Origin of the sequence: Bradyrhizobium sp. LTSP849 (assembly GCF_000938255.1) — a bacterium.
GTDB lineage: Bacteria > Pseudomonadota > Alphaproteobacteria > Rhizobiales > Xanthobacteraceae > Bradyrhizobium.
The window spans coordinates 1-23,208 of sequence record NZ_JYMR01000011.1 but is presented as its reverse complement, the minus strand read 5'-3'; the positions used below and the strand labels follow the sequence as shown (position 1 = coordinate 23,208).

The following is a 23,208-nucleotide window of genomic DNA, read 5'->3' as shown; positions in this document are numbered from 1 at the left end:
AGGCCCAGATTGGCGGCAGAATAAGGCTCAATTTCGCTTGATTGCGGCCCCGAGCCGCGCCAGCGCGGTTTTCAATTGTTCATCTTCGATGTCGCCCAGGTCCTCGGCGACCTTGGCGACGGCCTTGGGGTCCGGCGGGCCGGGCCGCACCGGGCGCCGGGCGCGTGACAGGGGGGCTTGGCGGAAGGCGAGCTTGCCGACCGCGCTCCAGCCGAAGAAGCGGTTGACCCGCTCCAGGATGACATCGGCCGAGTGCTGGATCTCCAGCGCCATCGGCCCCTCGACCCGCAGCACCAGCGTCGCCGGCTCCTGCGGCTGGCCCTCGACCGGTCGCGGCCATTGCATCTTCAGCGGCTCGGCATGGGCCGCGATCTCCGGTCCGGCAATCTGCGCCCACCGCGTCACCAGCTCGCGCGCGGCAAAACCCTGCTTGGCATAGGCCTCGGCAAAGACGTCGTTGAGCAGCAGCGACAGCGGCTTTGCGCTGATGGGGCCGGGTTTGTATATGCGGGCCATAGCTATGCTGCCGCGCGGGGCCGGATGGCCTTCAAGTCGCGATCAATCTCGCGGCGCCGCTGCATGAGATCGTAGTCCATCTGGAGGCCCAGGAAAAAGCCTTCCGACAGGCCAAAATAGCGGGCGAGCCGCAGGTCCGTGTCGGCCGTGATATCACGCTTGCCCAGGACGATCTCGTTGATCCGGCGTGGCGGCACGCGAACGGCGCGCGCCAGCGCGTTCTGGCTGAGCTCCATCGGCTTCAAAAATTCCTCCAGCAGGATTTCACCCGGATGGGGATTGCGAAGAAGCCCGCTCCTACCCGTGGTAGTCGACGATTTCGACATCTCTCGGTCCTCCCTCATCCCAGATGAAGCAGATGCGCCATTGATCATTGATCCGGATCGAATGCTGGCCCTGGCGGTCCGCTTGCCTCGAGCCGGTTGCCCGGAGGAATCCTGAGATCGTTCAATACCCGGGCCTGGTTCAGCAAACGCAGCTTTCGCAGGGCGACGTTCTGGATATCAGCTGGCAATTTCCGACTTCGCCGCCGGGACCAGATCAGCTCTGTCTCGGAGTTTGCGAAGCTCTGGATCATGCTGATCTATAACGCAAGGCGTTATAGCGTACAACTGCCTGCCCAACGCTGGTCACCCGCCGAATCCTCCCTTAGAAGGCTTCAATGTCCCCAACGACGGCCATCAAGCGGCAACGACATTCGGCGGCGGTTGACCGTCCGAAGCTGCTGCTCGATTGGTACGACCGTCACCGCCGTCGGTTGCCCTGGCGGGCCCTTCCCGGCGAGACGTCTGATCCCTACCGTGTCTGGCTGTCGGAGATCATGCTCCAGCAGACCACGGTGAAGGCCGTCGGGCCCTATTTCGAGAAATTCGTCGCGCGCTGGCCTGATGTGACTGCGCTGGGCCAAGCCTCGCAGGATGACGTGCTGCGGATGTGGGCCGGGCTCGGCTATTACTCGCGTGCGCGCAATCTCTATGCCTGTGCGGTCGCGGTGACGCGCGAGCATGGCGGCGTGTTTCCCGACACGGAGGAGGGGCTGCGCGCGCTGCCGGGGATCGGGCCCTACACGGCGGCCGCAATTGCCGCGATCGCCTTCGATCGCCGCACCATGCCGGTCGACGGCAATATCGAGCGTGTGGTGTCTCGGCTCTTTGCAGTTGAAGAAGAGCTCCCGCAGGCCAAGCCGCTGATCCAGCAATTGGCGGCGACGATGCTCGCGGATTCGCGCGCCGGCGACAGCGCACAGGCACTGATGGATTTGGGCTCTTCGATCTGCACGCCGAAGAAGCCGGCCTGCTCGCTATGTCCGCTGAACGAGGATTGCACGGCGCGCGCGCAGGGGACGCAGGAGAGTTTTCCGCGCAAGACGCCGAAGAAAAGCGGAACGCTGCGCCGTGGTGCGGCTTTCATCGTCACGCGTGGCGATGAGCTGTTGGTCCGCACCCGTGCCGAGAAAGGCCTGCTCGGCGGCATGACGGAAGTGCCGGGCTCGGATTGGCTTGCCGGTCAGGAGGATACGACCGCGAAGCAGCAGGCGCCGGAGCTGAAGGGACTATCGCGCTGGCAGCGCAAGGTCGGCGTGGTCACCCACGTCTTCACGCATTTCCCGCTGGAGCTCGTGGTCTACACCGCAAAAGCCGAAGCCCGCACGCGCGCACCCAATGGCATGCGCTGGGTGCCGATCGCGACGCTTGCCGACGAGGCGCTGCCCAACGTCATGCGCAAGGTGATTGCGCACGCGCTGGGCCGCTAGCCGACATCCTGCTGACACCAGGCTGTCAGCAGGCCTACGCTATCTGTCGGGGGTCACGGAGGTTGGCATGGTCAAGACCGCGCTCGACAACTTCAAAAGGCCGCCCTGCGCCGAGCTGTTGGGATGGCGCCTGCTCGATGCCCGTCCCGCGGATGGCTGGATCAAGCTTGCCTTCGAGGGGAGACCTGAGTTCTGCAATCCGGCGGGCTTCATCCAGGGCGGCATGCTCTCGGCCATGCTCGATGACACGATGGGGCCCGCGGTGCTCGTGATGAGCGAGGGCCGGCTCTACACCACCACCATCAGCATGACGGTCAATTTTCTGAGCCCCGCCGGGCCCGGCCCGATCATCGCCGAAGCAACGGTGACGCAACTCGGCAAGACCATCGCGTTCGTCGAGGCCAAGCTAATGGCGGAGGACGGCACAGTGCTTGCGACAGCAACGGCCAGCGAGCGGCTGCTCGAAGCCGCGAGGGTGGTGGGTAAATAGTCTAGCCGCGCACGCGGTGCACCTTCTCCCCTTGCGGGAGAAGGTGGCGCGAAGCGCCGGATGAGGGGTTGCTTCAGCGAACACTAACGCGCGCGAGTCACGCGCGGAGACAGACCCCTCACCCGAGTGAGTCTGCGTTTACGGGCGTCGCTGCCCTCTCCCGCAAGGGCGAGGGCACATCAATGCGCATCTCGCTTCGTGCGAAAGCACTATGGATATTGAGCCGAACTCACGCCCCCACGCGCTTCGCATCCCCACTCACGATCGCCGGTTTCGCGTTCAGCGCCTCGACCTGGAAACCCGCAACGCGCTTGTAGTTCGCGGCGATGTCTTCCAGCTCCTTCTGCGAGAGCACGTCGGTGACGACCTCAAAGCCGTCAGGCGCGCGCTCCTCGACGAGCTGCATCACCTGCTCGGGACCGTTCTTGCGGTTGAGCAGCACGAGGTCAGTGGTCGCCGGCCTGCGCTCGGCCTCGTAGGCGAGCAGCGCCGCATTGGTTGGGCCATGCGCAAGAATCTCACGCGTGATAGTCCGGGCATCGAGGATCGCCTGCGAGGCGCCGTTCGAGCCGATCGGGTACATCGGATGCGCGGCGTCGCCCATCAGCGTGACGCGGCCAAACGTCCATTGCGACACCGGATCGCGATCGACCAGCGGATATTCATAGGCGTGCGGGCAGTTCTTGATCAGGCCGGGGACGTCGAGCCAGTCGAACTGCCAGCTCTCGAACCAGGGCAGAAATTCATCCAGCCGCGCGGTGCGGTTGTAGTCCTCGCGGCGCCACTGATAGGTCGGCGGCATGTGGCGCTCGGCGACCCAGTTGATCAGATGGTTGCCGTTTGCATCCGGCGCCTTGCTGATGGGATAGCAGACGAATTTCAGGATCTCGTGCCCGGCCATGATCATGGTGCGCCCGCTGAGGAACGCTTTCGACGGTGTCACGCCGCGCCAGAGGATGCGGCCGTTCCAGATCGGCGGTCCCTCCTGCGGATAGAGCTTTTCTCGCGCGGCGGAATGGATGCCGTCGGCGGCGATCAGGATCGCGCCGTCGTAGGTCCCTGCGGCCTTGCCGGTCGCCTTGTCGATGAAATCGGCGCGGACGCCATCAGCGGTCTCGCTCCATCCGGTCAGATGATGGCTGGTCAGGATATTCTCGCGGCCGAGCCGCTCGATCGCGGTGTTGAGCAGGAGCTGCTGGAGCGTGCCGCGATGGATCGAGAATTGCGGCCATTTGTATCCGGCTTCCAGCCCGCGCGGCTCGCTCCAGATCGGCTTGCCGTGCTTGGAGAAATAGGCGAGCTCGCGCGTGCGTACGCCGCTGGCATCGAGCTTGTCCATCAGCCCGAGCTCGATCAGCTCGCGCACCGCATGCGGCAGCACGTTGATGCCGACGCCGAGCGGCTTCAGTTCCGCGACGCTCTCGAACACTTTTGCGGGAACGCCGATTCCGTGCAGGCTGAGCGCAAGCGTCAACCCGCCGATGCCGCCACCGGCGATGAGTACGGTCATGATAAAACCCCTCCAGGTGCAGGCGTCTTGGCACAGGCGGGCGGATGTGGGCAACTGCGAAGAGAATGTCGTGCTATAGACCTGAGGGACGACAGCCGCTAATTTCCAACTTTCCCATGAGGTCCGACATGCTCAAGCTCTACTACGCCACCGGCACCTGCGCGCTCGCCACCTACATCACCCTGGAAGAGGCCGGCGCCGACTACACGGCCGAGCGGTTGAGCTTCAAGGACAATCAGCAGAACAGTCCGGACTATCTCGCGATCAACCCGAAGGGCCGCGTGCCGGCGCTGGTGACCGACCGCGGTGTCCTGACCGAGACGCCGGCGATGCTGGCTTATCTCGCGCAGACCTTCCCCAAGGCGAAGCTCGCGCCGCTCGACGATCCCTTCGACTTCGCTCAGGTGCAGTCGTTCAACTCCTATCTCTGCTCGACCGCGCACATCAACCATGCGCACAAGATGCGCGGCGCGCGCTGGGCGACGCAGGAGAGCTCGTTCGCCGACATGAAGGCGATGATCCCGAAGACCATGGGCGCCTGCTTCTCCCTGATCGAACAGAAGATGTTCAAAGGACCGTGGGTGATGGGCGATCAGTTCACGATCTGCGATCCCTACCTCCACACGCTTTCGCTCTGGCTCGAAGGCGACAGCGTCGACATCAACGCGACACCGAAGATCGCCGATCATTTCAAGCGGATGTCCGACCGGCCCGCCGTGCGCAAGGTGATGGACGCGCAGAAGGCGTGAGGTTCTCGTAGGGTGGGCAAAGGCGCCCTTGCGCCGTGCCCACCATCTTTCCGCGCTCCGAAAGAAGTGGTGGGCACGCTTCGCTTTGCCCACCCTTGAGAACTGTCCAGCCTTCCGCTTCTCCAACTCGCGCCCCGTCTCCAGCATCAGCCGCCGCAGCCAGATCGATCCCGGGTCCATCTGCGCCCGCGTCGGATGGAACATGAACTGCTCGTCGATGCCGGGGTCGAGCGGCGGCATCACCGTGACGAGGCCGAGTTGCTTCGACAGCGCCGCGATCAGCCGGCGCGGCACAAAGGCGACGAGGTCGGTGCGGGCGGTGACGTGCAGCGCTTCGAGATAGCCCGACACGACCAGTGAAATGTGCCGCTCGATGCCCTTGGTCCGCAGCCAGGTGTCGATCAGATCCTCACTGCCGCCGCGGATGATCACGCCGACATGGCGTGCGGCCAGGAAGGCCTCGCGCCGCTTCAGCTTGGCGCCCACGGGATGGCCGCCCCGCACCGCCAGCGCGTCGACGTCGGTGTAGAGCAACTGGCGGTGAAAGCCTTTGAAAGCGTTGCCGATCGAGATCACCAGATCGATGGTGCGGGCGAACTCGGCGTGGAAGATCGACGACCCCCGCCACGGCACGACGTCGATGCGGACGTTGGGTGCGGCCTGAGTGACCTTCTCCATCAAGGGCGGCATCAACAGCTCGACCGCGAGATCCGGCATCATCAGGCGGAATTGCCGCTCGCTGCGCGCGGCGTCGAAGTCGTCGGGTATGAACAGCCCGCGCACCTGGTCGAGTGCCTGGGCCAGCGGCGCGCGCAGGGCCTGCGCCCGCGGCGTCAGCTCCATCCGTGCGCCGGTGCGCACCAGCAGCGGATCGCCGAAAATATCGCGCAGGCGCTGGAGCGCGTGGCTCGCGGCCGGCTGCGACAGGCCGATCCTTAAAGCCGCGCGGCTGACATTGGCCTCGCGCAGCAGGGCGTCGAGCGCGGTCAGAAGATTGAGGTCAAGCGAATTCAAATTCATGAGGCGAATAGATATCATATTCGCTATCAATTTGAAGAATTCTCATTCCGCAGCGATGATCTCCGCGATGTCACCGCACGGAGATGCCGCCATGAGCACGAGCGCCAACAAGAAACTGATCCAGGATATCTTTGCCGCCTCCGCCAATCCCGATCCGGCCGTGCGCGATCGCGCGCTGTTCGCCGCAAGCCTTGCCGATGACGCCAAATGGGTCGTGACCCGGCCAGTATTCCTGGTCGCGCACTTTCGCGGGAAAGGAGGCGATCATGAATGACTTGCACGGCTATGTGCGCACCCGCCTTCGCGACCGGACGCGCACGGTTGCCGAGCGCTTCATCGCCGACGGCGATATCGTCGCGGTGGAAGCCAAGGGCGACAACGTCACCCCCGAGGGCGTGCGCTACGACAATGACTATTGCCTGGTGTTCCGTCTGGAGGATGGGAAGATCAAGGAGATCAGGGAGTATTGCGACTCGGTCCTGACCGAGAAGGCGCTGGGGCCGTTTCCGCAAACGGCGGTGAGGGCTGCGAGCTGAGCCGCCCAACAAACGTTCATCCGGGCAACGCGTGCAGCGGCCTGCATGCCACTGCGGGCCTCGCGCCAAAACCTTGCGCAACGGGCTTATAAAATCAGCAGATTTCGCGCGCGCCGACACGGGCGCGCGCGAGAAATCGGAAGGTTCAATTAAGAAGTGTCCCCCATTGTGTCGCGGTGCAGCGTGAGTCGCCAAGGTGCAACGCGCGGCTGCCAGGGTGGCCGGTGACGATTGCCGGACGAATTCGGCCGCTCGAATTCACATGCTTCTGGGTGGACAGTGGGAATGCCGAAGTTTCGTTTGCGGATCAGGGGACGCCTGTACGCAGGCTTCATGGCCTTGGTGGCGGTTGGTCTCGTGATGGCGGTGGTCGCCGTCTGGAATTTGCGGGCGGTGCAGGACCAGGTCGCAAAGGCCTCGGCGTTTTCGGACAGCACCGCGCGGGTCCTCGAGATCTCGACCCATCTCCAGGCGATCCAGCGGGCCAATCTGCGCTACATTTACGACGCCAACGAACCTGCGATGCGGGAGGCCTCGGAACGGGAGGCGGCTGCGACCGAGCTGTTGAAGGTCGGCGCCAAGGGGACCCTGTCCGAGGAGCGGCGAAATCTCTATAATGGTCTCGTCGACGACATCTCGAAAATGAAGACCCTGCGCGACAATCTCGGCGACGCCGTCAACGAGGCGAGAACCGGCAAGGCGACGCTGCTGCCGAGCGGCGACGAGCTGACCGTCAAGATGGGCAAGCTGGTCGATGCGGCGCGCGCATCCGCTGATGAAGACACCGCGGCCCTCGTCGCAGACCTCGAATCCAGGCTCCTTCTTGTTCAGATCGCAAACTGGCGTTTCCTGGCCTTGCGCGACACCAAGGGGCCGGCGAATTTCAGGACGAATGCGGACAGGGCCGCGCAACGGCTCACTGCGCTCGAAAAGAGCCCACAGGCGGCGGAATTGCGCGCCACGCTCGCACCGGTGAAGACCCAGCTCGGAATTTACAAATCGGCGTTCGAGACAACGTCGGCCGCGATGCTTCAGGCCGACGAGATCTACCACAAGAACCTCGCGCCTCTCATCGTCGAGAGTATCGGCAAGCTCAAGGTTGCCGAGATCGCCCTGAAGAAGGATTACAAGGAATCACGCGCCAGCGCCGACGCCGTGCTCGACGGCACGACGTCGGTTCAGGAGATCGCAGGCGGCCTCGCCACCCTGTTCGGATTGATCGTCGCTGTCCTGATTGCCCGCAGCATCGTTGGTCCGTTGACCTCGATGACACGCGCGATGGGGGCGTTGGCCGGCGGCAATCTCGAGATCGAGATCCCCGGGCGTGGCAAAGCCGACGAGATCGGCGACATGGCCAAGGCGATCCAGGTGTTCAAGGACAACATGGTCGACACCGAGCGCCTGCGCCACGAGCAGACCGAGCTCGAGGCGCGGCAGGCTGAGAGCCGCAAGGCCGACATGGTCAGGCTCGCCGATCAGTTCGAGCAGGCGGTCGGCGAGATCGTCGACACCGTGTCCTCGGCGTCCAGCGAGCTCGAAGCGTCTGCCGGCACACTGACCACGACCGCCTCGCGTGCGCAGGATCTGTCGACCGAGGTCGCCAGCGCCTCTCAGGAGGCTTCAGCCAACGTGCAGGCGGTGGCGTCGGCCACCGAAGAGCTCTCCTCCTCGGTCAGCGAGATCGCCCGTCAGGTGCAGGAATCTGCCCGCATCGCCATCGAGGCCGTAGGCCAGGCCAGCAAGACCAACGACCGCGTCAGCGACCTTTCCAAGGCCGCCGCCCGCATCGGCGACGTGGTCGAGCTGATCAGCACCATCGCGGGCCAGACCAATCTGCTGGCGCTGAACGCCACCATCGAGGCCGCGCGTGCGGGCGAGGCCGGCCGCGGCTTCGCCGTTGTTGCCTCCGAGGTGAAAGCGCTCGCCGAGCAGACCGCGAAGGCCACAGGCGAGATCGCGCAGCAGGTCTCCGGCATCCAGGCCGCAACGGAAGAGTCGGTCGGCTCGATCCGGGAGATCAGCAGCACCATCGGACGGCTGTCGGAGATTTCGTCGACGGTTGCCGCCGCCGTGGAAGAGCAGGGCGCCGCCACGCAGGAAATCTCCCGCAACGTCCAGCAGGCCGCCCACGGCACCCAGCGCGTCTCGACCAATATCGGCGACGTGCAGCGCGGCGCCTCGGAGACCGGCTCGGCATCATCGCAGGTGCTCTCGGCAGCGCGCTCGCTCTCGGCCGACAGCAACCGGCTGAAGCAAGAGGTCGCGAAGTTTCTGAACTCGGTCCACGCCGCCTGAGCGGCTCACCGCGCACGAAGGCGGCGGCGCGCCTCGGCGCGAGCCGTATGCCGGATAGTGTCGACTGCCACATTCTTATTCAGATGATGACAGATTTGGCGGTGCCGGCCGCGCTCACGACATCTATCGCGAAATCCACCGTAGTTGACGCGTGGGAATTGCAGCACTCAATTAACAAGTGTGTAGCATTGTGCCGTTGCGCAGCACGAATCGCCGAGAGGCGATCGCGGCTGCGTGGGCGATCGTTGCGATCTCGGGCGTCGCTCGGCCGCTCCGTCTCAGTTGCTGCACAATGGGGTGGACAGTGAAAATGCCGAGCTTGCGTTTGAGAATCCGGGGCCGTCTCTACCTCGGATTTTCGGTCCTTGTGGCCGTCAGTTTGATCATGGCCGCGGTCGCCGTCTGGAATTTGTGGGCGGTCCAGGGCCAGATGGCGCGACTATCCGCCCTGTCCGACAATACCGCGCGCGTCCAGGAAATTTCGATCCATCTCCAGGCCATCCGCCGCGCCAATCTGCGCTACATCTATGACGCCAACGAGCCGGCCTTCAAGGAGGCCGCGGAAAGGGAGGTTGCGACGACGGAGCTGCTGAAGGCCGCGGCCAAGTCGACGGTCTCCGAGGAGCGACTCAAGATCTACAATGGCCTGATGGGCGACCTCGAAAAGATGAAGCCCCTGCGCGAGCGCATGGGCGCTGCCGTCAACGAGACGACGAAAGGCAAGGCCACTCTGCTCGCCGGCGGAGACGAGCTGACCGCCAATACCGGCAAGCTGGTCGACGCTGCACGCGCGACCGGCGATACCAGCGTGACCGCCCCCGTCGCCGATCTCGAATCCAAGATCCTGCTGGTTCGTGTCGCAAACTGGCGCTTCCTCGCCGTCCGGGACGCAAAGGGGCCGGCGACGTTCAGGACCAATGTCGATCGGGCGCAGCTAGCGCTCAAGTCACTGGAGGGAGCCGGTCTGCCGGACGAGGTCAAGGCCGTGTTCGGGCCGATCAAGAGTTCACTTTCGACCTACAAGGCGGCCTTCGAGACGACCTCCGCCGCAATCCTCGAGGCCGATGAAATCTACCGCAATAGTATCGCGCCCCTGGTCTCTGCGAGCGTCGACAAGCTCAAGGTGGCGGAAACCGGATTGAAGGCCGACTACCAGACGTCGCGTGCGACCGCAGATGGTGTCATTGCCAGCACGACCTGGATTCAGGAAGTCGCAGGCGGCCTTACCGTCCTGTTCGGTGTCCTCGTCGCCTTCCTGATCGGCCGCAGTATTGCCGGGCCATTGGCTACCATGACCCGTGCGATGGGCGCGCTTGCCGGTGGCGATCTCAAGGTCGAGATTCCCGGTCGCGGCAATACCGACGAGATCGGCGACATGGCCAAGGCGATCCAGGTGTTCAAGGAGAGCATGGTCGAGACCGAACGGCTGCGCGACGAGCAGGCGGGGCTCGAGATGCGGCAGGCCGAGAGCCGCAAGGCCGATATGAGAAAGCTGGCCGGCGAATTCGAGCAGGCCGTGGGCGAGATCGTGGACACCGTGTCCTCAGCGTCGACCGAGCTCGAAGCCTCGGCGGGCACCCTGACCACGACGGCCGCGCGCGCCCGCGACCTGTCGACCGAGGTTGCCTCGGCCTCGCAAGAGGCTTCGGCCAACGTGCAAGCAGTTGCATCCGCGACCGAGGAGCTCTCCTCGTCGGTCAGCGAGATCGCGCGTCAGGTGCAGGAATCCGCCCGCATCGCGAGCGAGGCCGTGGTCCAGGCGAGCAGGACCAACGAACGCGTCGGCGAGCTCTCCAAGGCTGCCGCCCGTATCGGCGACGTGGTCGAGCTGATCAGCACCATCGCCGGCCAGACCAATCTGCTGGCGCTGAACGCAACGATCGAAGCGGCGCGCGCGGGCGAGGCCGGCCGCGGCTTTGCCGTCGTCGCCTCCGAGGTCAAGGCGCTCGCCGAGCAGACCGCGAAGGCCACCGGCGAGATCGCGCAGCAGGTCTCCAGCATCCAGGCCGCGACGGAGGAGTCGGTCGGCTCGATCCGGGAGATCAGCGGCACCATCGAGCGGCTGTCGGAGATTTCCTCGACGGTCGCAGCCGCCGTGGAAGAGCAGGGCGCGGCGACGCAGGAAATCTCCCGCAACGTCCAGCAGGCGGCCCAGGGCACGCAGCGGGTGTCGGCAAATATCGGCGACGTGCAGCTCGGTGCATCGGAGACCGGTTCGGCGTCCTCGCAGGTGCTGTCGTCGGCGCGCACGCTGTCGACCGACAGCAACCGCCTGAAGCTCGAGGTCAACAAGTTCCTGAACTCGGTGCGCACGGCCTGATCCGCGCCGGCGTCCTAAACGCAAAGGTCCACGCGCATGCGCGTGGACCTGCAATGACGGCCTGATGAGATCAGGCGACCTTCGTCGTCATGTGCTTGAACATGTTGCCGCGGGCCTCGTCGTCCATCTCGGCCTTGAAGGTGAACTTGTCCTTCAGCGCGATCGCGCGCGCCGCCGCAGGGCGTGCGGTGATCTCGTCGACCAGCCGCTTCACGTTCGGATACTTGCTAGGGGCATCCTCGCCGAGCACGAAGGCGGCCATGCGCGCCCAGCCCCACAGGTCCATGTCGACGATCGAGTAGCTGTCGCCGACCATGTAGCGGTGCTTGGCGAGGTGATCGTCGAGGATCTTGTAGTGGCGGTGGCCCTCGAATTGGTAGCGGTTATGCGCGTACGCCTGGTCCTTGGGCGAGAAGTGCTTGAAGTGCACGGCTTGTCCCGAATAGGGGCCGAGGCCGGTGGCGATAAACATCAGCCATGACAGCGTCTCGCCGCGCACGGCGGCTGCGGGCAGGAATTTGCCGGTCTTCTCGGCGAGATAGAGCAGGATGGCGTTGCTGTCGAAAACAATTGTGCCGCCATCGTCGATCGCCGGCACCTTGGCGTTCGGATTGATCTTGAGAAATTCCGGCGTGAACTGCTCGCCCTTGCGGGTGTCGATCTTCACCGGCTCGAAAGCCAGCCCAGTTTCTTCGAGATACAGCCCGACCTTGGTTGGGTTCGGCGATCCGTTGAAATAGAATTTGAGCATGTTTGTCTCCCCAATTCCGTTTTTAGAGAATGAACGCAGCGTCAGGGCTTCTCTTGCCTGAATATGGTCCGCGGGCGCAACCGGCGAGTTTGCCGTGAGGTACCTGCGCGCCGCGCAGATCAGCCGGCGTAACAAAGGCCGATCGCAGCCGTAATGACCATCGCTGCACCCACGGCCTCCAGCCGCAAGGCCAGTCGCGTCGCCGTGTGCATGTTGGACGCCTGCGTGGCGCGCTCCGACCCCTTCGCATAGCCGTGCACGATGACGTCGTGATTGAAGGCGTCGTGGGCCTCGTTGCTGCTCGCAAGCCCGACGCAGACAATGAGCACGCCGAACAGGGCGAGGCCGAAGAACCCCAACAGTCCGATCAGGAACATCGGAAACATGCCGACCAGGAAGATCGGCAGCAGCGGCACCAGCAGCAATGTCTCGGATTGTCGTCGCATGGGAGCCAACCGGTCAGGACGGGGCTGATCGGGCGAATCTAGTCCTGGCTGTCGCGTCATTCAAGACGCCGTAGGGTGGGCAAAGCGAAGCGTGCCCACCAAATCTGCATCCCCGGGGAGAGATGGTGGGCACGGCGCAAGAGCGCCTTTGCCCACCCTACGAAGCTACGAAGTGAGGAACTGGCTATTCCGCCGCCATGCCGGCACGGATCTCGGCGCGGAGCTCGTCGATCAGCTTGAGGCCCTTCTTGGTCTCGATGTGCCAGAAGGTCCAGCCGTTGCAGGCCTGTGCCCCTTGCGCCACCGCGCCCATGCGGTGGATCGAGCCGACCTTGTCGCCGAACATGATGGCGCCGTCGGCACGGACGAGAGCGCCGAGCTTCTTCTTGGCGTCGAACAGTTTCGCGCCGGGCATGATCATGCCGCGCTCGATCAGCTCGGAAAACGCGACCCGCGGCGCTTCGCGCGCGGTCATGAACGGAGCGAGGCTTGCTTCCGGCAGTGGCTCGACCGCCGCGATGCGAGCTTCTGCCGCCTTGGCATAGGTCTTGTCGCGCTCGAAGCCGATATAGGAGCGACCGAGACGCTTTGCGACCGCGCCGGTGGTGCCGGTGCCGTTGAACGGATCGATCACGAGATCGCCGGGCTTCGACGACGACAGCAGCACGCGCGCGAGCAGGCCTTCCGGCTTCTGCGTCGGATGCACTTTCTTGCCGTCGGCGCCCTTGAGACGTTCCTCACCGGTGCAGAGCGGGATCAGCCAGTCGGAACGTGCCTGCACGTCCTCGTTGGCCGCCTTCAGCGCTTCATAGTTGAACGTGTAGCCCTTGGCCTTCTCGTCGCGCGCGGCCCAGATCATGGTCTCGTGCGCGTTGGTGAAGCGGCGGCCGCGGAAATTCGGCATCGGGTTGGTCTTGCGCCAGACGATGTCATTCAGGAGCCAGAAGCCGAGGTCCTGCATGATCGCGCCGACGCGGAAGATGTTGTGATAGGAGCCGATCACCCAGATCGTCGCCGACGGTTTCATCGCAGCGCGCGCGGCGAGCAGCCAGGCGCGGGTGAAATCGTCATAGGCGGAGAACGATTCGAACTTGTCCCAGTCGTCGTTGACGGCATCGACATGGGATTCGTCGGGGCGCTTGAGATCGCCCTTGAGCTGGAGATTGTAGGGCGGATCGGCGAACACCAGATCGACCGAACCAGCCTGAAGCTTCGACATCTCGGCGACGCAATCACCGAGAATGATGCGATGCGAGGCGGACTCAAAATTTGTGCGGGGCGCCCTTGCAGACGCCCCGCGACGCGACACTACCATGACTCAAGAACTCTGACTCAGGCGACGCTGTCGGCGACGCGGGACCAAACAACCGACTGACCGTTACAATGAAGCGGCAAAGTAAAAATCGACTTAACCCGCTGCTTTTGTAAGCAGGCGTCGCATCGCGCGGTGCACGTGATTTGTCGTGCGCATTCGCTGTGTTTTACGGTGGTTTTCGCATTTCTTCGCGGTGCGGGAGCTGCCAAGGCTCCAAAAGACTCCGAATTTCTCTCGGAAAAAATTGCACGACCCTCGGAAAAAATTGCTGGCGTCGCACGACGTCGCACTAGGCAATTTTTGCCGAGCGGGATATTGATTAACGCAATGGAAATTTTAGGTCTGTGGCACGTTGAGCTTTTAGCGGTTCTGGGTGCCAACGCGACGCAATCGACGACCTGAGGGAAGCCCGCCATGCGATATGATGATTTCCGCCGCAGCGACGACGTCGAAGATCGTCGCGGCGATGATGGCGGCGGCGGCGGTGGTGGCGGGTTCGGCCTTCCCATGGGCGGCGGCGGGCTCGGCATCGGCACCGTCATCGTGCTCGGCCTGATCGGCTATGCCTTCGGCATCGACCCGCGCATCCTGATCGGCGGTGCCGAGATCCTCACCGGCGGCGGCCAGGCACCGAGCTACCAGACCGATCGCCAGTCGTCCCAGACCGCCAAGCGCGGCGCGCCGACCGACGAGATGGGCAGCATGATCGCCGGCGTGCTCGGCGAGATCGACGATCGCTGGAGCGAGATTTTCCAGGCCAGCGGTCAGTCCTACACCGGCCCGAAGATCGTGCTGTTCCGCAACGCCACCAATGGTGGCCGCTGCGGCATGGCGCAGTCGGCGATGGGCCCGTTCTACTGTCCGCCGGACAAGACCATCTTCCTCGACACCGGTTTCTTCCGCGAGGTCGAGACGCGCTTCCGCGGCTGCTCCGGCAATGCCTGCAAGTTCACCGCAGCCTATATCATCGCGCATGAGGCCGGGCATCACATCCAGAATTTGCTCGGCATCATCCCGCGCGTGACGCGGCTCCAGCAGCAGGCCGGCAGCAAGGCCGAGTCGAACGCACTTCAGGTGAAGGTGGAGCTCCAAGCCGACTGCCTGTCGGGCGTCTGGGTCAACCGCGAGGAGAAGAAGCGTCCGGGCTTCCTCGAAGCCGGCGACATCGACGCCGCGCTGACCACGGCAAGCGCGATCGGCGACGACACGCTCCAGCGCCAGGCGACGGGCAGGGTCGTGCCTGATTCCTTCACCCACGGCTCGGCCGCACAGCGCAAGCAGTGGTTCATGACCGGCTATCAGCAGGGCACGGTGCAAGCCTGCAATACGTTTGGCGCCGGGGCGTTGTAGCTATCCGTCATTCCGGGGCGCGCGCAACGCGAACCGGAATCCAGAAGTAGTGGCGTCATCCTAAGGTGCTCGCCTCTTCGGCAAGCCTCGAAGGATGCGAGCCCCCGGCCCATCCTTCGAGGCTCGCCCTGCGGTGCGCTCGCACCGCACGGCGCGCACCTCAGGATGACGGCGGTGGTTGGGGAAGCAGGAGTGAAGCCGTGGCGTCCATCGACGAATCCAAACAGTTCATCCCGCTCAACATCGCGGTGCTCACCGTTTCCGACACGCGCGCGCTCGCCGACGACAAGTCCGGGCAGACGCTTGCCGATCGTCTCCTTGCGGCCGGCCATCATCTCGCCGCGCGCGAGATCGTCACCGACGACGTCGAGGCGATCCGCGCTGTGATCCGGCGCTGGATTGCGGATGCCGGCGTCGACGTCGTCATCACCACCGGCGGCACCGGCTTTACCGGGCGTGACGTCACGCCGGAGGCGATCGAGCCGCTGTTCGAAAAGCGAATGGACGGTTTCTCGATCGCGTTCCACATGCTGAGCCACGCCAAGATCGGGACGTCGACGATCCAGAGCCGCGCCACCGCCGGCGTCGCCGGGGCGACCTACATCTTCTGTCTCCCTGGTTCTCCGGGCGCCTGCCGCGACGGCTGGGACGGCATTCTCGAAGCCCAACTCGACTACCGCACGCGCCCCTGCAACTTTGTCGAGATCATGCCGCGGCTGGACGAGCATTTGCGAAGGGCGAAGGCGCAAGGCGCGACTGTGTGATTGCTTTCCTTCCCCCCCTTGTGGGGGAAGGTGGCGCGAAGCGCCGGATGAGGGGTTTCTATCCGCATACACAGACGCTCGCGGAGACAAACCCCTCACCCAAGTGAGCCTGTGTCTGCCAGCGTCGCTGCCCTCTCCCGCAAGGGGCGAGGGCACAGCAACGCGCATTGCGCCCGCTGCGCCAGTGACAGCATCTACCTCTTCCTTCGCAGCGAGCTCCACACCATCAGCCACATCGTCCGGCACGCCTCCGCGTGCAGCCGTCGTGCGCGGCGCTTATAGAGGTCGACGAGCTCCCCCGTGATGCGGTGCGTGGGCTGGTGCGATCGGCGCATCAGAGATCGCGCTCCCAGGTCTCGCCGGTGAGGTTCTGGCCAAAGCTGCGGTGCGGCTCTGTCGCAGTCAGCTTGAAGCCGGCGTCCTCGTAGATCTTTCGCGCGGCGATCAGATTGCTCTGTGTCCACAACGTCATCCTCCGATAGCCGCAGGCGCGCGCGAAGGAGACGCATTCGGCGACCAGGCGCTGGCCGAGCGCCTGTCCACGTGCCGCCGGATCGAGGATCAGAAGCCGCAGCTTGGCGACGTCGTCGCTCGCCTTCACCAGAAACACCGAGCCGACCGGACGGCCCTCGATATCTGCGATCCAGCAACGCTCGCGCGCGGCATCATACGAGGTCATGTATTTGGCGACGATCTCGGCGACCAGCGCTTCGAAGCCGGAGTCGAAACCGTATTCGCTGGCATAGAGCGCGCCGTGGCTCTGCACCACCCAGCCCATGTCGCCGGGGCGGGGCTCGCGCAAGGTCGCGCGTGGCGACGGCGCGCGCGGCATCGCGAGCAGTCGCTCGATCGTCTCCATCGCGCCGGTCAGCCGCTTACGATCTTCGCCCGGCAGTGGTCGCAGCATCGCGGCGACGTCGTCCTGCGACAAACGCTCGAGCTTGGCGAAAGCCTGGCGGCCCTTCGCGGTCAGGCTCAGCTGATATTGCCGGCGATCGCTGGGGAGCGGCTTGCGCGCAATCAGCCCGCTCTCGTCAAAGCTCTGCACGATGCGGCTGAGATAGCCGGCATCGAGCCCGAGCGCGATGCCGATCTCCTTGGCCGATTGCTCGCCACCATGCGCGAGCTCGTACAGCACGCGCGCCTCGCTCAGCGAGAACGGGCTCTTGAGAAGCTGCTGGTCCAGCACGCCGAGCTTGTGGGTATAGAAGCGGTTGAAGGCGCGGACCGCCTGAACCTGGTTGTCAGCGACCTGTTCGGTCGCAAGGTCTGATGGTGAAAGGCTGGATGGCATGGGGCACCTCAATACTTGCCATTGTCGAACAATTATTTGACCTTGGCAAGTATCAGGTGTGCTTACCCGACCATGACGATCCGGCTGCGCAGCAGCGTCCGGGAGGAGCGGCCGAGCCGCCGCAACAGCCGGGCCTCGGAACGGCGGGCCTGGGGCGGATAGCCGCCGATCCGGTCGTAATGATCACGCGCGATCAAAAGTCCCTGATCGCCCAGGGGGCCGGCGAGTTTGCGGACCACGGAGCGCAGGAAATCGCGGAACCCGGTATCTGCATAAGGCGAACGGGCATAGCGGAACACCGCCGCGCGATCCCGCCCGCTGGACGCGACGGCCTGGATGAACTGGGTGGTCTCCTCGATCCAGCCGGTCTCCAGCACAGCGCCGGCGGGGAGGAACATCAGCCAGGGCGAACGCGCCTGGAGTGCGCCGGCAGCAAGGGCTGCGCCCTGCGACGACCCCTCGTATCCGATGAAACGGCAGCCTGCGACGTCGGCAACGCGCTCGATGACGCCGTTGCGGGTGCCGTCGACCAGAAGGACTTCGCGGATGACGCCGGCCGCGGCACCGGGGACCAGCGCGGCCAGAGTTGCAACCGCCGTCTGCTCCACGCCTTCGGTCGGAATGATGACGCTCAGCATGATCGAGGCTTCGGTGTCTCAATTTCGGGAGAAGCGTAACTTGCCATGATGTTGTCATAAACATGCGGCGTTGCCGAGTGCAACTTTCTGGCGGCACTTCGGCGATCGATGGTAAACCGCCGCCAGCCCATCAGCCAAATGTGTCGCGCGCGGGGTGGCAAGATTGCCAAATGTTTCGGCACCGGTGCAGAGTCCGTAGAAAGCCGGTGGCGCAAAGCAGGATACTCGCGTGAACGCCGATCAACTTCCTGTTGGCACAGCGTCAACATCGCCGAAGCAGGACGCCGCGCCGACCTTGCGGATCCGCGCCGTGATGCTGGGCGAGCGCATCAATCCGTCGGGGCTCGAAATCGGTCCGCCGGTTTCCTCGACGCCCGCCGCCTTTCGCGTCCATGCCGGCCTCGCCGTGATCTTCCGCTACGGCGTCGTGGTGCTGATCGGCCTTCTCCCTTCGGAGGAGAAGGTGCTGATCGACAGCCTGAAGTCCCGCGTGATTGGCGAACTCAGCCCCTATGAGGAGGAGATCGCGCAGGCGCAGCTCTGCAAGGACGAGAGCGCCGAAGCGATTCCGCCGGGCGGCCCGATCTGCCTCGCCAAATTCTCTGACGACAGGCTGCTGCTGATTGCCGACGCGCTCGCCAAGAGCACGTCGCTGGCGCGCGACGAGCGGCGCGTTGCGGCCGTGTTCGACGTCATCGAGCCCTTTGCGCGCCAGCTCGCCGAGCGCGGCCGTACGCCGCCCCGGCGCAAGGGTATTTTGCAACTGATCGGCAATGCGCTTCTGGTCCAGCAGCGCGTGGCCGGTCGCGTTGCCGTTGCCGAGAAACCCGACGTGCTCTGGGAGAAGCCCGAGCTCGACCGGCTCTACGGCCGTCTCGAAGACGAGTACGAGCTGAAGGAACGTCTCGACACGCTCGAGCGCAAGCTCACGGCGGTGTCGGCGACCGCCAACGCCCTGACCGACATCATCGACACCCAGCGCTCGCTGCGTCTCGAAATTGCGGTGGTGGTGCTGATCGTGATCGAGGTCGCGATCGGGTGCATCCAGATCTTTGCCGGGATTCACTGAGCGCGTTGCATCGAGAGGATCGCGTTCGCTGCGCGCGGCGCCCGATTGTTGTTGATTTGTCATGCGCCTGGGGACGTTCACCGGGATCGTCGCCAACTGGCAGTTCTACTGTGCATGGGGTTGTTTTCGAGTTTTTCATTCTTGTTCTTGATTTGTTCTGATCACATGCTATCTTGGCTTCATGAGTCCAGCATCCTCTCATGCTCTCAAGCACCCGCCGGTCACGGCGCCCTCCGAGCCGGCGGGTGCGCCTTCTGATTTCCCTGAGCTGGCGGTCGCCATCGACAAACAGCGCAGGCGAGGTCGGGGCGCGCAATCCAACGCCAGCGGCCGTTACGAGGCCGAGGCGCGCGTCGCCTTCGACGATGGCTGGCAGAGCCTTGAGGAGCTGCCGCCGTTCAAGACCACGGTTGCGGTCGACACCTCGCGCAAGGTGATCACCCGCAACGAGTCCCCCGACATCGGCTTCGACCGCTCGATCAATCCCTATCGTGGCTGTGAGCACGGTTGCGTCTATTGCTTCGCACGGCCGACCCACGCCTATCTCGGCCTGTCGCCTGGGCTCGACTTCGAGTCAAAACTGTTCGTCAAGCCGGACGCGCCGGCGCTGCTCGAGAAGGAGCTCGCAGCTTCAGGCTACGAGCCGCGAATGATCGCGATCGGCACCAATACCGATCCCTATCAGCCGATCGAGCGCGAGCGCAAAATCATGCGCGGCATTCTGGAGGTGCTGGAACGCGCCGGCCATCCCGTCGGCATCGTCACCAAATCGGCGCTGGTGACCCGCGACATCGACATTCTCGCGCGCATGGCCAAGCGCAACCTCGCCAAGGTCGGGATCTCCGTGACCTCGCTCGATCCAAAACTCGCGCGCACCATGGAGCCGCGCGCCTCGACGCCGCCGAAGCGGCTGGAGGCGCTGAAGCAGCTCTCGGACGCCGGCATTCCCACCACCGTGATGGTCGCGCCGGTGATCCCTGCGCTGAACGATTCCGAGATGGAGCGTATTCTCGATGCCGCGGCCCATGCCGGCGTCAAGGAAGCCTCCTACGTGCTGCTGCGGCTGCCGCTGGAGGTGCGCGATCTCTTCCGCGAATGGCTGATGGCGAACTATCCGGACCGCTATCGCCACGTCTTCACGCTGATCCGCGACATGCGCGGCGGCCGCGATTACGACGCGAAATGGGGCGAGCGCATGAAGGGCACAGGCCCGATGGCCTGGACCATCGGCCGCCGCTTCGAGATCGCCTGCGACCGGCTCGGTTTGAACAAGCGGCGCTCCAAGCTGACGACGGATCATTTTGCGAGGCCGAAGCGGGACGGCGATCAGCTCAGCCTGTTCTGAGCTGAATAACGGGAATTGCTGCGGGTTCCCCGTTGCGCCGCGCGGTCTGCTTGCGCACGATCCCGGCCATGATTCGGGATACATCCACAAAGAAGGCCAAGGGGCGGGCCAAGGGTAAGACCGCGCAGGCGCCGAAGGCGGCCAAAGGCGTCATCGCCGTCACCCGGCCGAGCTTCCGCCGCGAGCGGGGGCTGATCAAGCGCGGCATCTGGCCGGTCGCAGGCTGCGACGAGGCCGGACGCGGGCCGCTCGCCGGTCCCGTGGTGGCGGCGGCCGTGATCCTCGATCCCGATCGCATTCCGCGCGGCATCGATGATTCCAAGCGGCTGACGGCGGAGGAACGTGAAAGGCTGTTCGACAAGATCTGCGCGACCGCGCAAGTCTCGGTCGCCGTTGCCTCGCGCGCCCGCATCGACCGCGACAACATCCTGCGCGCCTCGCTCTGGGCGCTGAAGCGTGCCGTGGTGGCACTGCCCGAGTCGCCCAGGCACGTCTTTGTCGATGGCCGCGACCGGCTCGATACGGCGTGCGACTGCGAGGCCGTGATCGGCGGCGATGGCATCGTGCTGTCGATTGCGGCGGCCTCGATCATCGCGAAGGTGACGCGCGACCGGCTGATGTGCGCGCTGGCGCAGGACTGCCCCGGCTACGGTTTCGAGCAGCACAAGGGCTATGGCGTCCCGGACCACCTCGATGCGCTGAACCGCCTCGGCCCCACCGTGCATCACCGCAGCTTCTTCGCCCCCGTCGCCGCCGCCCGTGCCAAGCACATGCCCTGGACGGCGGAGCCGGCGCGGGATCTGTTTACAGGCGAGGTCGAGTTGCAGGTGGATGCGGCCGTTGAAATCGATGCTTCCGCCAGCCTCTAGATCAGACTGTCGTTGCCACGACGCGCAGCGCCCTTTATCAAAATACTCCTGAGTGAATAGGGCCGGCTGGACGGGTTGGCTGCATCTTGCGGGCGTTGCATGCGGTTTACCTCCCTGGTCATCGAGCTCATTCGCGCCCGGCCGCGGCTGATCGTGTGGATCGCCGTGCTGTTGCAGGCCGCGATGTGGCTGTTCGTGGCCCTGCTGTTCTACCGCAGCCCGCCCGGCAGCCTCGCGACCGTGCTGGCCTTCGGCCGCGAATACCAGGTCGGCACCGATCTCGGCCCGCCTTTGCCGGTCTGGCTTGCCGACATCGCCTATCGCGCCGCGGGCGGCCACATCTTCGGCGTCTACGTCCTGGCCGAGCTCTGCGAGATCGCCACCTTCGTCACGCTCTATCATCTCTCCCGCGCCGTGGTCGGCACCCAACAGGCGGTGCTCGCCGTGCTGCTGACCATGACGGTGCTGGCCTTCTCCTCGCCGGCGCTCGATTTCGGCCCCCTGGTGCTGGCACGGCCGCTCTGGACGCTGCTGCTGTTGCATTCCTGGCAGATCATCGGCCAGCGCCGCGGCAATGCCTGGTTCGCCTGGTCGATCGAGGCCGGCCTGCTGCTGTTGACCACGCCCGCGGCGATCTTCCTCCTCGTGCTGCTCGTGATCTTCGCGATCTCGACTGCCGGCGGCCGCCGCACGCTGCGTGCGCTCGATCCGCTGTTCGCGATCATCGTCGTTGCCGTGCTGGCAATGCCCTATGCGGTCTGGCTGATGCGTGCCGAGACGCTGGTCCTGCCTCCCGTGCCGCAGGTCTCCGAGCTGAACGCCCGCGCGCTGCACGCGGCCTGGCTGCTTGGTGGCCTCATGCTCGGCGCGGCGGCGATCCCGGTGCTGACATTCCTCAACACCGGCCTGTTTGCCGGCAAGACCGAGGAGGCGCCGATCATCTATCGGCCGCCGGTCGAGCCGCTCGCGCGCAACTTCGTCTACTTCTTTGCGCTGGCGCCGGCCCTCGGCGCGGTCCTGATCTCCGGCCTGTTCGGGCTCGATGCCGTCGTCGGTGGTGCCGGCGTCGTGCTGGTGATGTCCGGTCTCGCAATGGTCGTGGTGGCCGGCGATCTCATCGCGATGCGCCGTGCCCGGATGCTGCGCACGGTGTGGGCGGCCGCCGTCGTGGCGCCGGCCGCCGGTGTCGTGCTGGCCGTGCTGTTCCTGCCCTGGAGCGGCACCGGCGAGATCGCGACCTCGATGCCGGCGCGCGCGATCTCGGACTTCTTCGACGACAGCTTTGCCCGCCGCACCAATCACCGCCTGCGCGCGGTCGCCGGCGAGACGCAGCTTGCAAGCCTGATCACGCTGCATTCCGGCCGGCCCCACCTGTTCATCGATGCCGAGCCCGCGCGCACGCCGTGGATGACGACGGCGCGGTTCGCCGAGACTGGCGGCGTCGTGGTCTGGCGCGCCTCCGATACTGCCGGCACGCCGCCGCTCGAAATCCTCAGGCGCTTCCCGGACATCGTGCCGGAAGTGCCGCGCGCCTTCGAATGGCTTGTGACCGGCCGCCAGCAATTGCTGCGCATCGGCTGGGCCATCGTGCGGCCGAAGGGGACTTAGTCGGACATCGTAGCAACCATTAAAGCGCGCCCGATTGCCGGCGAGCATGACGCCGTGCTTGCGGCGGTCAAGGCGTGGCCTGGCGGCAGCGGAGATGGGGTTGGGCCGGAGCGACGGCCAGCCTTGACGGCCGCGGCGCGCGGCGTCTTTGTGACGGCAGGTCGGGACGAAGAAACGGTGCTTCGGCCGAACAAAGAAACGCGGTCAGATGGCTGGCGGGCTGGCGACTTCAGGCGATTCTTTTTGCCAGGGTGTGCCGCGGGCTACGACTGTGTTGGCGAAAATCAGCAGCTTTCTGGCGCAAGCGATCCGAGCGCGCTTGTGCTCCTTGCCGGCCCCAGTCAGCTTTTTATAGAACGCGATCAGCTGCGGATTCCAGCGAAAGGACGCCGGTAGCGCCGCATTGAACAGCGCGCGGCGCAGCCGTTCACGCCCGCCCGCAATGTGACGGACGCCGACGTGATTGCCGCTGTCATCGTCATAAGGGGCAAGCCCTGACAGTGCGGCGGCTTGTTCGCGCGTGATCTGACCGATCTCGGGCATCCGCACCAGAATGATAATCGCGGTCTT

The 23,208-nt window shown here is 64.9% G+C and carries 20 protein-coding genes and 3 pseudogenes; 12 read left to right on the top strand and 11 right to left on the bottom strand.

All coding sequences use genetic code 11. The features are described from left to right. Positions 1-27: 27 nt before the first annotated feature. The 3 genes and pseudogenes from UB31_RS08815 to UB31_RS40310 form a co-directional block, all read right to left on the bottom strand. Positions 28-516 (bottom strand): DUF721 domain-containing protein, encoded by a 489-nt coding sequence (locus UB31_RS08815; RefSeq protein WP_082078447.1) that lies wholly within the window; start codon positions 514-516, stop codon positions 28-30. Positions 517-518: 2 nt separating this feature from the next. Beyond that, positions 519-842, bottom strand: coding sequence for a HigA family addiction module antitoxin (locus UB31_RS08810; RefSeq protein WP_045005216.1), 324 nt, complete (start codon positions 840-842; stop codon positions 519-521). Then, positions 814-1,093 (bottom strand): annotated as a pseudogene (locus tag UB31_RS40310) (type II toxin-antitoxin system RelE/ParE family toxin). Before UB31_RS40310 ends, UB31_RS08810 begins: the two are co-directional and overlap by 29 nt. A gap of 84 nt (positions 1,094-1,177) precedes the next feature. Here UB31_RS40310 and mutY point away from each other — a divergent pair. Continuing rightward, positions 1,178-2,269, top strand: a complete 1,092-nt coding sequence (gene mutY, locus UB31_RS08805; protein ID WP_045005215.1) for an A/G-specific adenine glycosylase — start codon at positions 1,178-1,180, stop codon at positions 2,267-2,269. Between the two features lie 67 nt (positions 2,270-2,336). Then, positions 2,337-2,759 carry a PaaI family thioesterase gene (locus UB31_RS08800; RefSeq protein ID WP_045005213.1) on the top strand — a complete coding sequence of 141 codons (423 nt, stop codon included), beginning with the start codon at positions 2,337-2,339 and terminating at the stop codon, positions 2,757-2,759. Positions 2,760-2,988: 229 nt separating this feature from the next. Here the strand turns inward: UB31_RS08800 and UB31_RS08795 are convergent, their stop codons facing one another. Continuing rightward, complete coding sequence (locus UB31_RS08795) at positions 2,989-4,269, bottom strand: flavin-dependent oxidoreductase (RefSeq protein ID WP_045010601.1); 1,281 nt, start codon at positions 4,267-4,269, stop codon at positions 2,989-2,991. A 128-nt stretch (positions 4,270-4,397) separates the two neighbouring features. Here UB31_RS08795 and UB31_RS08790 point away from each other — a divergent pair, with 128 nt between their 5' ends. After that, the gene (locus tag UB31_RS08790) at positions 4,398-5,018 is read left to right on the top strand and encodes a glutathione S-transferase family protein (protein WP_045005211.1); all 621 of its coding nucleotides are present in this window, start codon (positions 4,398-4,400) and stop codon (positions 5,016-5,018) included. 108 nt (positions 5,019-5,126) lie between these two features. On the opposite strand, the pseudogene UB31_RS40305 reads toward UB31_RS08790, so the two are convergent. Next, a pseudogene (locus tag UB31_RS40305) lies at positions 5,127-6,038 on the bottom strand (LysR family transcriptional regulator); the annotation flags it as partial. Between the two features lie 91 nt (positions 6,039-6,129). On the opposite strand from UB31_RS40305, the pseudogene UB31_RS08780 reads away from it, so the two are divergent. From UB31_RS08780 to UB31_RS08770, 3 genes and pseudogenes are all read left to right on the top strand, one after another. Then, positions 6,130-6,574 (top strand): annotated as a pseudogene (locus UB31_RS08780) (nuclear transport factor 2 family protein). Positions 6,575-6,859: 285 nt separating this feature from the next. Further along, positions 6,860-8,869, top strand: coding sequence for a methyl-accepting chemotaxis protein (locus UB31_RS08775; RefSeq protein ID WP_045010599.1), 2,010 nt, complete (start codon positions 6,860-6,862; stop codon positions 8,867-8,869). Between the two features lie 310 nt (positions 8,870-9,179). Further along, positions 9,180-11,189, top strand: a complete 2,010-nt coding sequence (locus tag UB31_RS08770; RefSeq protein ID WP_045005205.1) for a HAMP domain-containing methyl-accepting chemotaxis protein — start codon at positions 9,180-9,182, stop codon at positions 11,187-11,189. A gap of 70 nt (positions 11,190-11,259) precedes the next feature. On the opposite strand, the gene UB31_RS08765 is transcribed toward UB31_RS08770, so the two are convergent. The 3 genes from UB31_RS08765 to UB31_RS08755 all read right to left on the bottom strand — a co-directional run bounded on the left by UB31_RS08765 (position 11,260) and on the right by UB31_RS08755 (position 13,701). Continuing rightward, entirely contained in the window at positions 11,260-11,940 is a 681-nt protein-coding gene (locus tag UB31_RS08765) for a glutathione S-transferase family protein (RefSeq protein WP_045005204.1), read from the bottom strand. A gap of 119 nt (positions 11,941-12,059) precedes the next feature. Next, on the bottom strand, positions 12,060-12,386 hold the full coding sequence (locus UB31_RS08760; protein ID WP_045005203.1) for a hypothetical protein: 327 nt from the start codon (positions 12,384-12,386) through the stop codon (positions 12,060-12,062). 184 nt (positions 12,387-12,570) lie between these two features. Next, complete coding sequence (locus tag UB31_RS08755; protein ID WP_045005202.1) at positions 12,571-13,701, bottom strand: site-specific DNA-methyltransferase; 1,131 nt, start codon at positions 13,699-13,701, stop codon at positions 12,571-12,573. Between the two features lie 414 nt (positions 13,702-14,115). On the opposite strand from UB31_RS08755, the gene ypfJ reads away from it, so the two are divergent. Then, positions 14,116-15,051, top strand: coding sequence for a KPN_02809 family neutral zinc metallopeptidase (ypfJ, locus tag UB31_RS08750; RefSeq protein WP_045005201.1), 936 nt, complete (start codon positions 14,116-14,118; stop codon positions 15,049-15,051). Positions 15,052-15,251: 200 nt separating this feature from the next. After that, the gene (moaB, locus tag UB31_RS08745) at positions 15,252-15,815 is read left to right on the top strand and encodes a molybdenum cofactor biosynthesis protein B (RefSeq protein ID WP_045005199.1); all 564 of its coding nucleotides are present in this window, start codon (positions 15,252-15,254) and stop codon (positions 15,813-15,815) included. A gap of 334 nt (positions 15,816-16,149) precedes the next feature. Here the strand turns inward: moaB and UB31_RS08740 are convergent, their stop codons facing one another. Both UB31_RS08740 and UB31_RS08735 read right to left on the bottom strand, forming a co-directional pair. Continuing rightward, complete coding sequence (locus UB31_RS08740) at positions 16,150-17,109, bottom strand: bifunctional helix-turn-helix transcriptional regulator/GNAT family N-acetyltransferase (protein ID WP_045005197.1); 960 nt, start codon at positions 17,107-17,109, stop codon at positions 16,150-16,152. Positions 17,110-17,171: 62 nt separating this feature from the next. Continuing rightward, the gene (locus tag UB31_RS08735) at positions 17,172-17,747 is read right to left on the bottom strand and encodes a glycosyltransferase family protein (protein ID WP_045010598.1); all 576 of its coding nucleotides are present in this window, start codon (positions 17,745-17,747) and stop codon (positions 17,172-17,174) included. 229 nt (positions 17,748-17,976) lie between these two features. On the opposite strand from UB31_RS08735, the gene UB31_RS08730 reads away from it, so the two are divergent. The 4 genes from UB31_RS08730 to UB31_RS08715 all read left to right on the top strand — a co-directional run bounded on the left by UB31_RS08730 (position 17,977) and on the right by UB31_RS08715 (position 22,638). After that, a complete protein-coding gene (locus UB31_RS08730) occupies positions 17,977-18,816 on the top strand; it encodes an RMD1 family protein (protein ID WP_045005194.1) in 840 nt (279 codons plus the stop codon). A 181-nt stretch (positions 18,817-18,997) separates the two neighbouring features. Then, complete coding sequence (locus UB31_RS08725) at positions 18,998-20,161, top strand: PA0069 family radical SAM protein (protein ID WP_045005193.1); 1,164 nt, start codon at positions 18,998-19,000, stop codon at positions 20,159-20,161. Positions 20,162-20,229: 68 nt separating this feature from the next. Beyond that, entirely contained in the window at positions 20,230-21,030 is an 801-nt protein-coding gene (rnhB, locus tag UB31_RS08720; protein WP_045005309.1) for a ribonuclease HII, read from the top strand. A 99-nt stretch (positions 21,031-21,129) separates the two neighbouring features. Beyond that, positions 21,130-22,638, top strand: a complete 1,509-nt coding sequence (locus tag UB31_RS08715; protein ID WP_045010597.1) for a glycosyltransferase family 39 protein — start codon at positions 21,130-21,132, stop codon at positions 22,636-22,638. A gap of 204 nt (positions 22,639-22,842) precedes the next feature. On the opposite strand, the gene UB31_RS08710 is transcribed toward UB31_RS08715, so the two are convergent. Next, on the bottom strand, positions 22,843-23,208 hold a 366-nt coding region (locus UB31_RS08710), incomplete at its 5' end, for an IS110 family transposase (RefSeq protein ID WP_045010198.1).

What these genes read in the sequence shown, in the direction of transcription:
- UB31_RS08815 (WP_082078447.1), bottom strand. Translation starts at nt 516, where the DNA reads ATGGCCCGCATATACAAACCCGGCCCCATCAGCGCAAAGCCGCTGTCG.
- UB31_RS08810 (WP_045005216.1), bottom strand. Translation starts at nt 842, where the DNA reads ATGTCGAAATCGTCGACTACCACGGGTAGGAGCGGGCTTCTTCGCAAT.
- mutY (WP_045005215.1), top strand. Translation starts at nt 1,178, where the DNA reads ATGTCCCCAACGACGGCCATCAAGCGGCAACGACATTCGGCGGCGGTT.
- UB31_RS08800 (WP_045005213.1), top strand. Translation starts at nt 2,337, where the DNA reads ATGGTCAAGACCGCGCTCGACAACTTCAAAAGGCCGCCCTGCGCCGAG.
- UB31_RS08795 (WP_045010601.1), bottom strand. Translation starts at nt 4,269, where the DNA reads ATGACCGTACTCATCGCCGGTGGCGGCATCGGCGGGTTGACGCTTGCG.
- UB31_RS08790 (WP_045005211.1), top strand. Translation starts at nt 4,398, where the DNA reads ATGCTCAAGCTCTACTACGCCACCGGCACCTGCGCGCTCGCCACCTAC.
- UB31_RS08775 (WP_045010599.1), top strand. Translation starts at nt 6,860, where the DNA reads ATGCCGAAGTTTCGTTTGCGGATCAGGGGACGCCTGTACGCAGGCTTC.
- UB31_RS08770 (WP_045005205.1), top strand. Translation starts at nt 9,180, where the DNA reads ATGCCGAGCTTGCGTTTGAGAATCCGGGGCCGTCTCTACCTCGGATTT.
- UB31_RS08765 (WP_045005204.1), bottom strand. Translation starts at nt 11,940, where the DNA reads ATGCTCAAATTCTATTTCAACGGATCGCCGAACCCAACCAAGGTCGGG.
- UB31_RS08760 (WP_045005203.1), bottom strand. Translation starts at nt 12,386, where the DNA reads ATGCGACGACAATCCGAGACATTGCTGCTGGTGCCGCTGCTGCCGATC.
- UB31_RS08755 (WP_045005202.1), bottom strand. Translation starts at nt 13,701, where the DNA reads ATGGTAGTGTCGCGTCGCGGGGCGTCTGCAAGGGCGCCCCGCACAAAT.
- ypfJ (WP_045005201.1), top strand. Translation starts at nt 14,116, where the DNA reads ATGCGATATGATGATTTCCGCCGCAGCGACGACGTCGAAGATCGTCGC.
- UB31_RS08740 (WP_045005197.1), bottom strand. Translation starts at nt 17,109, where the DNA reads ATGCCATCCAGCCTTTCACCATCAGACCTTGCGACCGAACAGGTCGCT.
- UB31_RS08735 (WP_045010598.1), bottom strand. Translation starts at nt 17,747, where the DNA reads ATGCTGAGCGTCATCATTCCGACCGAAGGCGTGGAGCAGACGGCGGTT.
- UB31_RS08725 (WP_045005193.1), top strand. Translation starts at nt 18,998, where the DNA reads ATGAGTCCAGCATCCTCTCATGCTCTCAAGCACCCGCCGGTCACGGCG.
- rnhB (WP_045005309.1), top strand. Translation starts at nt 20,230, where the DNA reads ATGATTCGGGATACATCCACAAAGAAGGCCAAGGGGCGGGCCAAGGGT.
- UB31_RS08715 (WP_045010597.1), top strand. Translation starts at nt 21,130, where the DNA reads ATGCGGTTTACCTCCCTGGTCATCGAGCTCATTCGCGCCCGGCCGCGG.